Here is a 13,099-nt window from a genome sequence, read left to right on the forward strand (position 1 = left end):
TGAGAGGCAACTGACATGGACCGACTCGCCGGCCGCCTCGTGAAGCGCCTTCGCGACGGCGACCCCGACGAACCGGCCGTCGTCGGCCTCGAGGGCGAGGACGCAGACCAGCTCTTCGACGCGCTCGGCTCGGAGACCTCACGAGCTGTCCTGCAAGCCTGCTACGAGGAAGGCCGGACGCGCTCGGAGTTGGCCGATCACCTCGAGACGAGCATTCAGAACGTCGGCTACCACGTCGACAAACTCGAGTCAGCGGGCTTGCTCGAGGCGGTCGAGACGCGCTACGGCGAGAACGGACGTGAGGTGACGGTGTACGAGCCGTCGAAACGCGCGGTCGTCGTGGCGGCGGGCGAACCCGGACTCGTCGAACGACTCGCTGACACCCTCGAGCGCCTGTTCGCGCCGGTGGTGATCGTGGGTCTGCTGTCGATGGTCGTCGGCGTGCTCGCACGCGGGCCCGCGCCGGTTGGCATGCTCGGCAGTGACGATGCTGGGACCGCGGCGACGACAACGACGACCACGACCGTCTCGCCCGCACTCGCAGTCGCCTCTGTGACATTTTTCCTCGGGCTGGTCGCCGTCCTCGCAGTGGATCGACTGGGCGTCCTCGAGCGTTCTCGCGAACGCGATAATCGGCGGCGCGGACCTGCGCGTGTGCTCTGTGGCGCTCGACACCGATTGACGCGACTGGGTGTCGCCTCGAGTCTCGGACTCGCGTTCGGGACGTTTCTCGCCCTCGATCTCGTCGCCGCCGGAACTGGACAGTATCTCGCGATGGCGGGCTGGCTGGCGGTTCAGTTGGCGATTCCAGCCGGAATTCTCGGCGCTGTCGTGGTTGCGTACGCGAACGACGGGCTCCTCGTCAGTTGGGCGGCCGCGAGCGCACCTATCGCGGGTATCGGCGGGTACGTGCTCGCTGGCTTGTTCGCTCACGGTGGCTTCGATCCTGTCGTGGTCGCCGTCGGCCTCGCTCTCATTACAGCCGTCGGCACCTCGCTCGGATCGATTGCGTATCTGCTCGGGCGCGCTGGCGCTGCGTGGCGCGGGAGAGGGCCGCCCATCTCGAGGCGGGTGACTCTCCTCGTCCTATCTCACCCGCTCGCGATGGTGCTGGTACTCGCCGGCTGGGTCCGATTTGGTGTCTACGTATGACTGGAACGGATACCACCGATGACGAGTCGAGCGACTGGGCTCGAGTGCGTCCGACCCGACTCGAAGCCGTCGCGCTCGCAGTCGGCGTCGGGCATCTGCTGGCTCTCGTCGGCGTGACCGCCGTTCTCGAGGCCGAGCCGTTCGGTCCGACGCCGAGTGAACTCTTTGCCGCTGACCCGTTCGGGATACTCCTGTTCGTCGTGTCCGTGTCTGGCATGATCCTCCTCGGGGCGATTCCGGCCGTCCTCGCCTTGCGATGGCGACTTGCGACTCCGCTTGCGTTCGTCGCCGTCGCATTCGGCTGGGCCACCTATCAGACGTGGCTCCGCTCACTCGAGACGACGACCACTGCTGCTGACATCTCGCTGACGCACCTCTCGCTCTACGCCGTGTGGTCGCCACTCCTGCTGGCGATAGCCGTCCTCTGTGGCGGCCTCGAGTACGCCGTTCGCAGACGGGTGAACTGAAAACGGAGTCGCGATTACTCTTCGATCTCGATGGCCGGCCGGCCCGGCGCAGCGTTCTTCAGGACGCTGTCGTCGACCTCCTCGGCCGTGACGACTGCTACGTCCGCCTCGAACTCGCGCTCGAGCAACCAGGCAGCGGCCTCGAGAGCATCGTACTCCTCAGCAGGACCGAGCGTCACCTCGAGGGCTTCGCGTTCGGCCTGCAGGTCCTGGCCGTAGTCCGCAGCGGCGTCGCCTTGCTCGCGGATGTGGCTCTCCTGCATGAGTTCGCCGATCAGGTTCGGCGCGTCGCTCTCGATGGCGATCTCGAGGGCGTCGTACTTCCAGTCGGGGGCGATGACGACCTCGATGGTCTGTGGGTCGTCGATACCCGCAACGTCGATGATGTCGCGAACGTCTTCGCGCGTGTTCGTCACGAGTCGGCGGCGCTTCTGGACGTAGTCGCGGTCGACGGTGGCGGTTGGCCACGGAGCGTCGACGACGAACTCGTCGTGGCCGAGCGTCTCGTACAACTCTTCGGCGAGATGCGGTGCGACGGGTGCGAGCAGGCGGACGACCGCGGAGAGGCCGCGCTCGTAGGTTTCGGCGTGTGGCTCGGTGTAGTCGGCGTACTGGCGCAGCGTCCGCGTCAGATCCTGGGTCTCGCGCAGCGCCCGGTTGAACGTGAGGTCGTCGTACTCCGCGCTCGCGAGGGCGACTGTCGCGTCGATTTCCGCGTCGACGTAGCTCGCGACGGCGTCGTCCTCGCCCGTTGGCGACTCGTCGACGTACGTCTCGACCATCTCCTTGAGTCGGCCCAGGAAAGCGTTCGTCGAGCGGACACCCTCCTCGCTCCAGTCGAAATCGCGTTCGGGCTGGGCGGCCTGCATCATGAATAGCCGGGCGGTGTCCGCGCCGTACTCCTCGACGATCCGCTGGGGCGAGACCGTGTTCCCGACGGATTTGGACATCTTCTCGCCCTCGAGTTGGACCATCCCCTGTGCGAGCAGGTTCGTGAAGGGTTCGCGGTGCTCGAGACCCTCGTGGTCCGCGAGGACTTTGGTGAAGAATCGCGAGTACAGCAGGTGCATCACGGCGTGTTCGATGCCGCCGACGTACTGGTCGACCGGCATCCAGTCGTTCGCGCGCTCGCGGTCGAACGGCGCATCCTCGAGGTCTGGCGAGACGTACCGCAGGAAGTACCACGAGGAGTCGACGAAGGTGTCCATCGTGTCCGTCTCGCGGGTTGCCTCGCCGCCACAGGCGGGACAGGTCGTCTGCTTCCACTCCTCGGCCGCGTCGAGCGGGTTGCCGGTGGTGTTGATGAACTCCGGCAGTTCGACGGGGAGGTCCTCTTCGGGGACCATCACGGCACCGCAGTCGTCGTGACAGTGGACGACCGGAATCGGCGTTCCCCAGTAGCGCTGGCGGGAAATCCCCCAGTCGCGCAGTTGATACTGGGTGGCTTCCTCGGCGCTGTCGATGTCTTCGGTCAGGCGCTCGCGGGCCGCGGCGCTCGCTGTGCCATCGTACTCGCCCGAATTCACGAGCACGCCGTCGTCGGTGAACGCCGCCTCGCTGACGTCCGGACTCTCGGGCTCTTCGCCCTCAGCGGGTTCGGGGGCGACGACTGGGACGATTGCTTCACCCATTTTTTCGGCGAAGGCGTGGTCGCGCTCGTCGTGGCCTGGAACGGCCATCAGTGCGCCGGTACCCACGTCCGAGAGGACGAAGTCCGCGACGTAGACCGGAATCTCCTCGCCCGTCGCGGGGTTGGTCGCGGTCAGGTCGGTCGCGACGCCGTTCGGTTCGTCGCCCTCCGGATCGGCCTCGTGCTCGATGAAGTGGCGAACGTCCTCGTCGTCCTCGGCGACCTGCTCGCTGATCGGGTGATCCGGTGCGAGCGCAAAGAAGGTCGCGCCGTGGATCGTATCGAGGCGCGTCGTAAACGCCGTCACGTCGCCGTGGCCCGAAATATCGAAGTCGACTTCTGCGCCGTACTGGCGGCCGATCCAGTTGCGCTGCATCTGCCGGACCGAGTTCGGCCACCCCTCCAGGTCGTCGATATCCTCGAGCAGTTCGTCTGCGTACTCGGTGATTTTGAGGAACCACTGCTCGAGTTCGCGTGTTTCGACGGGGGTATCACAGCGCCAGCAGAGTTCGTCGTCGCCTTCGACCTGCTCGTCAGCGAGGACGGTTTCGCACTCGGGACACCAGTTGACCTCGGCGTCGCGGCGTTCGACGAGGTCTTCCTCGTGGAATCGGGTAAAGAGCCACTGGTTCCACTGGTAGTACTCCGGGTTGCAGGTCGCGAGTTCGCGGTCCCAGTCGTAGCCAAAGCCCATCGCGCTCATCTGGTCGCGCATCGTGTCGATACAGTCGACCGTCCAGTCGCGCGGGTTGGTATCGCGCTCTTTGGCTGCGTTTTCGGCGGGGAGGCCAAAGGCGTCCCAGCCCATCGGGTGGAGGACCTCGTCGCCGCTCATCCGCCGGTAGCGAGCGTAGGCGTCCGTAATCGTATAGTTCCGGACGTGGCCCATGTGGAGTTTGCCCGACGGATAGGGGTACATTCCCAGGACGTACGTCGGGTTCTCGACGTCGTCGGACGTTCGATACACGTCTGCGTCGTCCCACGCCGCTTGCCAGCGCCGCTCGACTGCCGCGTGGTCGTATCCCGCGTCGCTCATTTGCTTATATACGAGTGGGCGCGTCGTCTCCCTATACCTTTCCATCCGCTGGCATCCGTTCGCACGGAGTCAGTCGGGTTCGTGACGCCTCGAGAAATTCGTCGTCCGCTTGATTTGCTGACTCGAAAATCGGGGCTTCACTATTCGATATCGATCTCTTTGGACTCGTCGCCGCCGACGACCTTCGGCAGTCGCACCGTCAGGACGCCGTTCTCGTAGCCCGCAGAAATTTCGTCCTCCTCGACTGGCTCGGGCAGGCGAATGCGCCGATTTGCCGTCTTTCGACTCCGCTCACGACGGATGTAGTCGCCGTCAGTGAACTCGAGTTCGTCCTCGCGGCTGGCCTCGAGACGCAGCGTGCCCTCCGAGAGCGTCAGTTCGATATCGTCGGTCTCGTAGCCGGGAAGATCGGCAGTAACGACGAACTCGTCTGCGGTGTCTGCGACGTCGACCGGTACGGAGCCGGGCACCTGCAGGCCGCCGCTTGTGACGCCGTCTTCGACCTGTCGGCTGACGCGGTCGAGCATCTCTTCGATTTCGTTGAACGGGTTTCCTCGCATAGCTATTGCTACGGGACGAAGCGAGATAAATTCTGCCCGTGCCTCGAGGACAGAACATCACTCGAGGCGGCCGTCCTCATCATTGTTGGAGTCGCTCGTCGAGGCCGGTCGAGAAGATCAGTATCAGGACTGTGCCCACTCGAGGGCCGTCTCGAGGTCGGTAAAGCTCTCGACGTCGGCGTCGTCACCCTCAATCGTCGATTTTACTGCCAGTGCCGTGATTCCCGGTGCGACGAAGCCGGCCTTTTCGACGCCCGCGTAGGCGATGTTAGCGGACCACGCTTCGCGCATGAACTCCTGGGTCTCTTTGGGCAGTTGCGTCGTCTCACCGAAGACAGCAAGCGTCGCGTCGATATCGGCTCGTTTCCCGCGTTCGCGGTAGTGATCGCTTGCCGCCTCGAGATCACCATCGGCGAATCCCTGCCAGCCAGTCATATCCCAGATGCCGACGCGGCCGCGTTTTTCGAAGTCCCACTCGTACTCTGCCGGGTCTGCAAATGTGTTCGATTGCATACCTACTGCTACCGGCCATCTACTTATAAAAAGTCTTGCTAACAGTGTTGTGACGGGCGCTAATACGGGTTTTCGAGGGGGTGATCTCGGTACAGCAACCCGTCTTACTCGACCACGTGTTCCGTGTCGTACGATCCCAGCCGGCGCACCCAGCCATTTTCGGCGAGCGCTTCGATCTCCTCGAGAGCGTCCTGTGTCCGACTCTCGTACAGGCCGGCCTCGATATCGATGTGGAAGACGTAATCGCCCAATCGCTGGCCGCTCGGGCGCGACTCGACGCGGGCCATGTTGATATCGCGCTCGGCGAAGGGCTCGAGCATCTCGAGCAAGAGTCCTGGATAGTCCACATCAGGGTAGACGACCAGCGAGGTCTTGCCGCCGCCGCTCGAGCGCTCGTCGGCGGGCGCAATCGCGAAGAAGCGTGTCGCGTTCGAGTCCTGATCCTGAATGTCCTCCGCGAGCACCTCGAGATTCGTCCCGTTCTCCGCGTTCGCCGGATGACCGATTCCCGCCACCGACGAGTCCTCGCGGGCGAACTCGACGCCCTGGGCCGTGCTCGCGACGGCCTCGAGCGTCGCGTCGGGGAACTCCCGCTCGAGGTAGGACCGGCACTGCGCGAGCGCCTGGGAGTGACTGGCGATTGTGTCGAAGCCCTCGCCCTGAGCCAGCAAGGCGTGACGAATCGGCGTGACGATTTCGCGGACGACCGCGACGTCGTACTCCGCGAGTGCGTCCAGACTCTCGGTGACGCTGCCCTCGATGCTGTTCTCGATTGGGATGACGCCGCGGTCGTACTCGCCGGCGGCGACGGCGTCGACGATTGCGGTGACCGACTGGCGGAAGTCGATTTCGCCGTCGTCGGCGACGGCCGTCGTCGCGCGGTGTGAATAGGTCCCTTCGGGTCCGAGCGTAACTGCAGTCATTGCCACTCACTTCTCGTGACAGGATCAAAAGACCGTCGGGACAGTCGACGAGATCGTGGGGCTGGTGCCCGCCTCGAGTCACTGCGATGGACGGACCGATCAGCGAGTGTTGATTGCCCCCGTATCGCTCTGTTGTACCGACCGACCCGAATTACCATTAACCACTGAAAATGGCAGATATGGCCCGTCTCAGCCTGCCACAAGCTATATGAAATTACTGGAGGATTGTCTCTATACTACGACCGTCTCACAGGTGGATATCAGTGGAAGTCGATAGCCGTCACGCGTTTCACGTCTGTTATGCTGGTGCAGGAGGCTCCGTGAGCGATGTGATTGCCGACGTCCTCGAGCCGCCGTACCGAGTCACCGTTCTCGAATCGGACGCGCTCACGAGCGAGCAGTCGATTCACACGACACTCGCTGACGTCGACTGTCTGGTGCTTTCTGATGCGGGCCTCGCAACTCACTCGAGTTGGGCACAGGTCCTCGAGCAGATTCGAACAGCCTATCCTGAGCTTCCACTCATCGCGAGTATCTCGTCGATTGACGGCGAGCAGTGTCGGTCACTGTTTCGTGCCGGCGTCGCTGATGTCGTGTCTCGACGGGAAAATGAGCGCCCCAGCGCCCTCGCAGCACGGCTTCGCGAGCGAGTTGACGATATCTACGGAGCCTCAATCGACGATGTTGGCCGGACGGTCCTCGAGATCGCTCGCTCGCTGATGGGTGCCGCGCCGGACGAGATCGGCATCGAAATCGAGTGGGGGCTCGGCACGGTCGGCAGCCGTCTCAACGCCGACCGCTGTCTCGTCTTTACGTACGACGAGACCGAGGACTCTCTCGAGTTGACACACAGTTGGTACGCCAACGCGGTACCCACGTCGAGTCTCCATGCGCCCTCCGCACCGGAGCGCACGAACGCCGCACTCGCAGCGCTCACTCGCTCTGAACTCGAGTCACAGGTGGGTTCGGGTGCGCTTGACGACTCACAGCCCGTTTTTGACGCGGCGTACGAACGCCGGTCCGAACTGGCATCCGAAGGCAACGGTGGTTCTCGTTCCGCCAGCGTTTCTGATACCGATGCCGGTGCTGGTGCTGGTGGCGATTCCGCAGACGCGAACCCACAATCGCGGGAAACGAGCGAATCCAGCGCACGGACAGAGCCGGACAGTCCGCTCTCGACGGCGGCGTTTCCCGGCTTCGAGGACTCTATCCTCGAGTTTGATGTCCACGCAATTCCGTTCGAGGCCGCCGACGGGCCGGATATCGACGTTCCCGAGGGGTTCATCGGCGATCTCGAACCCGACGAACATGACGACGCTGCGACACACCCGTTCCTCAAACGCCGCGGTCTCGAGGCGCTGCTTGCGGTGCCCATCGTCATCGAGTGGGAACTTCGCGGCGTCCTCGTCGTCGGACACGATCACTATCGACGCTGGCCCGACCATCTGCGTCGCCAGCTCCGAACGCTCGGCGAACTCATCGGCTACACGCTCGAGCGCAAGCGGCGTCGCCGCGAACTTGTTCAAAAGAACCACCGTCTCGAGCGGTTCACGTCCGTCGTTAGTCACGACTTGCGAAATCCACTGAACGTCGCCGCGGGCTCTGCGCAACTCCTGCAAGCGACAGGAAATCCGGACGCCATTGAGAACATCATCTACGCCACGGACCGGATGGAGTCGATGATCAGCGATCTACTAGTGCTCGCCCGCGAGGGAGCTGAACTCGGCGCAGTTTCTGAGGTCTCGCTCGAGGACGTCGTATTTGACGCCTGGAACGCCGTCGATACGAGCGATGCAACCCTCGAGATAGTCGATGACCTCCCGACGGTTTCGGCGGACGCCGGTCGATTCCGTCAGGCACTCGAGAATCTCATCCGAAACGCCATCGAACACGGCTCGAACTCGAGCGTGACGGTGTTCGTCGAGGCGACCGCCGACGGCTTCGCACTCGAGGACGATGGTGCGGGGATCCCGCCGACGCAGCGCGACCGCGTTTTCGAAGAGGGTGTTTCGGGATCGAACGGTACTGGACTCGGACTTTCAATTGTCGAAACCGTCGTCTCAGCTCACGGCTGGGAGATTGCGGTGGCTGAGCCGACGCGAGGCGGCGCACGGTTCGAAGTCACGACGGAGCCATCGGTCGAATCCGGATTGCCGACGGAGTCGAGTCTACACACCGAATACGGCCAGTAAGGACCCTCGCTGTTCTACGTGACCACTATCGTCACTAGAGACGATCATACTTGACAGTCCGGGATCGCTATCGCTGTTTACGCAGAATACGTGTCGCGTCGCGCCTCGAGTGCTCCGAAATACGTGCCGTCGTCGTCACTCCTCGAGGTGATCGATACCCTGTTTCGAGACGTTTGCCTCCGTAATCTCGCCCGGCATCCAGTCTGGCTTGTCGTCGGGTGCCGTCTGCTCCCACGCCCAGCCTTCGTAGATGTGGACCTTGTCCGTGCCTTTCTCACGGAGTTGCAGTTCGACGCGCTCTGCGTCGTCCTCGCTCGAGCCGGGCTCGAGACGTCGGGCTGCTTTCAGTGCCGCCTGTCGAGGGGTGTTCCCCGAAAAGACACTTGTTTCCTCCCCGCTCGATTCCCGCAATGCAAAGTTGCGCTTACCGTCTTCACGTACCATATATTTCGCCTCCGTGTCAAACCAGCACACGGCCCGACATAAAGATATCCCCGCAAATCGACCGACTGCGACGGTATCTTTAAGTAATTCCCCTACGCACCATTTCCGCACTACCTGCAATTTGTGACTCCAGTCTCGAGCGGAGTGTCTCTTGACTCGTCGTGTACACCGGTTATCTGATGTGCCGTCGAAAACACTTAAGTATATCCTACGGTGAAGTTCGGCATAGAATCCCGCGATGGTACGGAAAAAGAAGCTGAGTCCAAGCGGTGCGAAAGACGATGACGGTAACTATCACAACGTCCACCTCAACCTCCACGAGGATGAACTCGCAGTCGCGGGCATGGATATCGGCGATGAGGTCTTCGTCCGGGTCCGAGACGGCAAAATCATTATCCAAAAAGCCGACGAGGATGACGTAGAACACGAATTCTAACGAACTTTTGCGCTGCGTTCGTTTCGCGCCGATGGCAGCGTAGCTGCCACACGGCGCGCCGTCACTCGGCAAAACTTCGATGAAAAGCACTCCTCCTTCTGTTCCGTGACGCTTTGCGTCACTCCACATCAGTCGTCGGCCCGCTCACTCCCTTCGGTCGCTCGCGGTACTACTGCAGCGCCGCGAGATCAAACTCGAAGCCGGCAACGGGGACCTCGAGGTCGTGCTCGACGAGCACCTTCGGATGGACCTCGCCGATAACACCGACTTCCTCGCCGTCGATGACGACGCTCGCCGTTCGACCCGAAATGAAGGTAGGGTGTTCGGCTGGCGGCGTCTCGAGGTCGACATCGAACTTCCGACAGAGCGCCTGTAGGCGCGCTTTGGCATCCTCGTAGCCGGCGTCGTGGCTCGCAAGAGCAGCACCGACCCGGCGGCGTTCCGTAACGCCGGTGTTCTGGCTCTCGTCGACCTCGGCGGTGAAGCCAATCTCGGCTAAGTCCTGCGGGTATGCGCGGTGCGTATTTCGCTCTAAGACCATGAGCAGCGACGGCGTGACCCACGTCCGCAGCATCGTGAAGTCCTCGCTGTAGGGACCTTTGATCGTCGCTGGCTTGCCCGCGCCGTAGACATCGGCGTCAGGATCGAGGTCGACGCGCTCGTAGTTCTCCTCTTCGCTGATCATGTGGAAGTTCAGCAGGTCCTCGAAGCCGAGGCCGACGAGTTGCTCGCGCACGGATCGCTCGAGTCGGGAGCGCTCGTGGCGGCCACCGACGGTTCCCACGTCGGGATAGCGCGGCTCGAGTTCGTTGAAGCCGTAGGCGCGCCCGAGGTCGTCGATGACGTCCAGTGGGTGGAGGACGTCGACGCGGTACGGTGGGATGGTGACGTCGTAGACGAGGGTATCTGTTGGCTCGGCGACGTCTTCCTGGGTCTCGCTCGAACCGTCCGAGACGTCCCGTTCCTCGAGTCCATCTCGATCCGCGAGCGGTGTGATGGTGCTCTCGTTTTCGTCGGTCTCTCCGTCCGTGTGTTTCGTGGCGTCAAGTCCCGACCGCTCGGCCAGATCGATCACGTCCTCGGGATCGAGGTCGATGCCGAGAATGGTCTCGATTCGACTGTGGGCGACCGTCTTCGTCTTCGTGGAGAGATCCGGTCGAACGAGTTCGTGATCTGGGTAGTTGACCGTGACCTCCTCGATGGTCGCGCCGCGTGCCGCAAGCGCGTAGCAGACGATGTTCAGCATCTTATCAATCGTCCACTGGTCCGTGCCCGTCATCTCAACGAACAGGTCTCTCGAGTCGGTCGTCACCTCCGTGCGCTGTCCGTTGATCACTGGCGGGAACGAGAACAGGCCGAGATCGTCGTAGATCGCCGGGTAGCGCTCGTACTCGCTGACGAGGTCGGCGTAGGTTTCGCCCGTCGGATGCTCCTCGAGGACGTCGGCAGGCGTCATCTCCGCGTTCGAATCGAGCGGGACGAACGTGTCGCCGTCGGGTTCGACGCCGACGTAGTCGATGGTGGGGTTGCCCTCGGTTGGAGCCGTGCCTTTTACCATCGTCAGGTCGTGAATCCCAATCGCGCCCTTCGCGCGCTTGCGGCCCATCGTCGCGTGCAGTTTCTCCTGTAACTGGATGAGCGAGTCAAGGCTGTCTTCGTCGAGATTCACGTCGCGGATGATCGCGCCGGTGACGTACGGTCGTTCCTCGGGGACGGAGTCGTCGACCTCGATGGTCCACTCGGCCGAGTTCGTCGAGGGAACGTGGACGCCTCGAGAGTCGCCGTACTGGTAGCCAAGCGAGCGGGCGACGCCCTCGACGGAGAGTCGGTCGAGGCGATCCGGCGCGAACTCGAGTTCGAACGCGCCGTCTTCGGTTCGGCCCTCGAACTCGAGGCCGAGGCCGAACAGGTCCTCCTTGAGTTGCTCGTCGTCCGTGTCGTCGCGGCCGGTCAAGTTTCGCAGTTCGTCAGGGTCGATATCGACAGTGGGCATCAGTAGGTCACCTCCGTGTTGCGCAGCAGGTCCAGATCACACAGCGTGCCGTGGATATCGCGAATGTCCTCGAAGCCGTACATCAGCATGAGCAGGCGCTCGAGTGCGAGTCCCCAGGCCATCACGTCACACTCCACGCCGAGGGGCTCGAGCATCTCCTCGCGGAAGATGCCGGAGTTGCCGATTTCGACGAGCTCCCCAGTAGTGGGATGGGTGCCGAACAGCTCGAACGAGGGCTCGGTGTAGGGGTTGTAGTGCGGTTTGAACTGGATGTCCGTGATGCCGAACTGGGCGTAGAACTCCTCGAAGGTGCCCATCAGATCGCGCACGGAGAGGTCTTCGGCCATCACCCAGCCCTCAATCTGGAAGAATTCCAACAGATGGGTCGGATCGAGCGTATCGTTCCGGTACACCTTCTCGACGCTGAAGAACCGTGCTGGCGGTTCGATCTCCCCGATCTCGGTGCCGGACAGGTAGCGCGTCGACAGCGAGGTCGTGTGTCCCCGCAACGCGAGCGCGCGGGCGAAGTCCTCGTCCCACGGCGAGTGATAGCCCTCGCCGTCCGGACCAACACCTTGGCGGTGTGCCTGCTCGACATCCGAGACGAGACCTTCGGGGAGGTCGTCGATGTGCGTCGGCTCCTCGAGTGCGAACCGATCCCAGTGCGTCCGTGCTGGGTGGTCCTGGGGCATGAACAGGCAGTCGTTGATCCAGAAGTCCGCGTCGACGTGCGGGCCTTCCATCTCCTGAAAGCCCATCCCGACGAGGACGTCTTTGACGCGCTCTGCGGTCTGGCGCAGGATGTGGACGTTGCCGCCCTCAACGCGCTCGGCGTCGGCTTCGACGTTGTACTCGGCGAACTCGACGTCCGCCCAGTCGCCGCTGGTCAGGAGTTCGGGCGTGACCTGACCCACCGTCTCGGCGGTCTCGAGGCCGGCCATCAACTCCGTCACGGCGAGTTCGGTCAGCGTTACCTCGCGGACCGTCGTCTCCGAAATTTCGACGAGGCCTCGGCGCTCGAGTTGCTCGAGCGTCCCCTCGTCGATCTCGACGCTATCGACGGGCGTCTCGTCCGCCCCCTCGAGGGCGGCGAGCGCGTTGGCCTCCGCATCGGCTGCGGGGTCGGCGTCGGCATCCGCCGTGATCTCGCCGCTGTCGATCACGCCGTAGCCCTTGCGCGCGTAGTTCGAGAGCGCGATGTCGACGCCCGGTCCCTCGAGTCCCGACTGGCCGATCACCCGGCCCATCTGGGCTGGATCGTCGTCCGCGCCAGCCTCGAGGGCGGCCTCGTAGAGGGTAACTTCGGGCAACTGGCTGTCGGCGTACTCGGCACCTTCGTCGGTGAGCGCGAGCGTTTCGTCGACCCGTTCGGCGACGGCGACCAGCCCCTCGTCCTCGAGTTCGAAGACGGCACCGGTGACGGTTTCCGGCGGGAGCTCAGTCGCCGCGGCGAGGGCGTCGACGGACTGTGCGTCGTCCGCGTTTGCGGCCTCTAAGACCGCGACCTGTGATTCTGGAAGTTGCATTCGCTTGGTTGAATGGCTGCGTGCGTGTCAGTTAGCGGTTCCGACTCGCAACGGAGGGCAGCGATGAGAGCCACCGACCGCGCTCGAGTGGACGGTTTCGCCGCGTCGTCCCGGTGTGGGAGCCGGACGCGGGTTCACCGTCTCGAGTGGGTTAGCCGAAGAAAAAGCCGAACCCCGTTCGCGTCCGCTGTGGCTGGCTGGCGACGCCTCCGGCGTGGGATTCGGGT

The 13,099-nt window shown here is 63.3% G+C and carries 11 protein-coding genes; 4 read left to right on the plus strand and 7 right to left on the minus strand.

What is annotated here, in order from left to right; translation table 11 throughout:
- Positions 1 to 15 precede the first annotated feature (15 nt).
- Entirely contained in the window at positions 16 to 1,152 is a 1,137-nt protein-coding gene (locus tag B2G88_RS14775; RefSeq protein ID WP_087715190.1) for an ArsR/SmtB family transcription factor, read from the plus strand.
- Positions 1,149 to 1,619: a hypothetical protein gene (locus B2G88_RS14780; protein ID WP_087715191.1), complete on the plus strand. Its 471-nt coding sequence runs from the start codon at positions 1,149 to 1,151 to the stop codon at positions 1,617 to 1,619. The genes B2G88_RS14775 and B2G88_RS14780 overlap by 4 nt, the downstream gene beginning before the upstream one ends.
- 14 nt (positions 1,620 to 1,633) lie before the next feature.
- On the opposite strand, the gene leuS is transcribed toward B2G88_RS14780, so the two are convergent.
- The 4 genes from leuS to pheA form a co-directional block, all read right to left on the minus strand.
- Entirely contained in the window at positions 1,634 to 4,285 is a 2,652-nt protein-coding gene (leuS, locus tag B2G88_RS14785) for a leucine--tRNA ligase (protein WP_087715192.1), read from the minus strand.
- A gap of 140 nt (positions 4,286 to 4,425) precedes the next feature.
- Positions 4,426 to 4,845, minus strand: a complete 420-nt coding sequence (locus B2G88_RS14790; RefSeq protein ID WP_054862767.1) for an Hsp20/alpha crystallin family protein — start codon at positions 4,843 to 4,845, stop codon at positions 4,426 to 4,428.
- A 123-nt stretch (positions 4,846 to 4,968) separates the two neighbouring features.
- Positions 4,969 to 5,358, minus strand: a complete 390-nt coding sequence (locus tag B2G88_RS14795) for a hypothetical protein (RefSeq protein ID WP_054862768.1) — start codon at positions 5,356 to 5,358, stop codon at positions 4,969 to 4,971.
- A gap of 104 nt (positions 5,359 to 5,462) precedes the next feature.
- On the minus strand, positions 5,463 to 6,281 hold the full coding sequence (gene pheA / locus B2G88_RS14800) for a prephenate dehydratase (protein WP_087715193.1): 819 nt from the start codon (positions 6,279 to 6,281) through the stop codon (positions 5,463 to 5,465).
- A gap of 263 nt (positions 6,282 to 6,544) precedes the next feature.
- Between pheA and B2G88_RS14805 the strand changes: the two genes are divergently transcribed.
- Positions 6,545 to 8,473 carry a sensor histidine kinase gene (locus tag B2G88_RS14805; protein WP_245835408.1) on the plus strand — a complete coding sequence of 643 codons (1,929 nt, stop codon included), beginning with the start codon at positions 6,545 to 6,547 and terminating at the stop codon, positions 8,471 to 8,473.
- Positions 8,474 to 8,608: 135 nt separating this feature from the next.
- On the opposite strand, the gene B2G88_RS14810 is transcribed toward B2G88_RS14805, so the two are convergent.
- On the minus strand, positions 8,609 to 8,917 hold the full coding sequence (locus B2G88_RS14810) for a non-histone chromosomal MC1 family protein (RefSeq protein WP_087715194.1): 309 nt from the start codon (positions 8,915 to 8,917) through the stop codon (positions 8,609 to 8,611).
- A gap of 238 nt (positions 8,918 to 9,155) precedes the next feature.
- On the opposite strand from B2G88_RS14810, the gene B2G88_RS14815 reads away from it, so the two are divergent.
- A complete protein-coding gene (locus tag B2G88_RS14815) occupies positions 9,156 to 9,353 on the plus strand; it encodes a hypothetical protein (RefSeq protein WP_008013187.1) in 198 nt (65 codons plus the stop codon).
- Positions 9,354 to 9,522: 169 nt separating this feature from the next.
- Here the strand turns inward: B2G88_RS14815 and B2G88_RS14820 are convergent, their stop codons facing one another.
- Both B2G88_RS14820 and pheS read right to left on the minus strand, forming a co-directional pair.
- On the minus strand, positions 9,523 to 11,346 hold the full coding sequence (locus tag B2G88_RS14820) for a phenylalanine--tRNA ligase beta subunit-related protein (protein WP_087715195.1): 1,824 nt from the start codon (positions 11,344 to 11,346) through the stop codon (positions 9,523 to 9,525).
- Complete coding sequence (gene pheS / locus B2G88_RS14825; RefSeq protein ID WP_087715196.1) at positions 11,346 to 12,872, minus strand: phenylalanine--tRNA ligase subunit alpha; 1,527 nt, start codon at positions 12,870 to 12,872, stop codon at positions 11,346 to 11,348. Before pheS ends, B2G88_RS14820 begins: the two co-directional genes overlap by 1 nt.
- Between the last annotated feature and the right edge of the window lie 227 nt (positions 12,873 to 13,099).

It is taken from the genome of Natronolimnobius baerhuensis, from assembly GCF_002177135.1.
GTDB lineage: Archaea > Halobacteriota > Halobacteria > Halobacteriales > Natrialbaceae > Natronolimnobius > Natronolimnobius baerhuensis.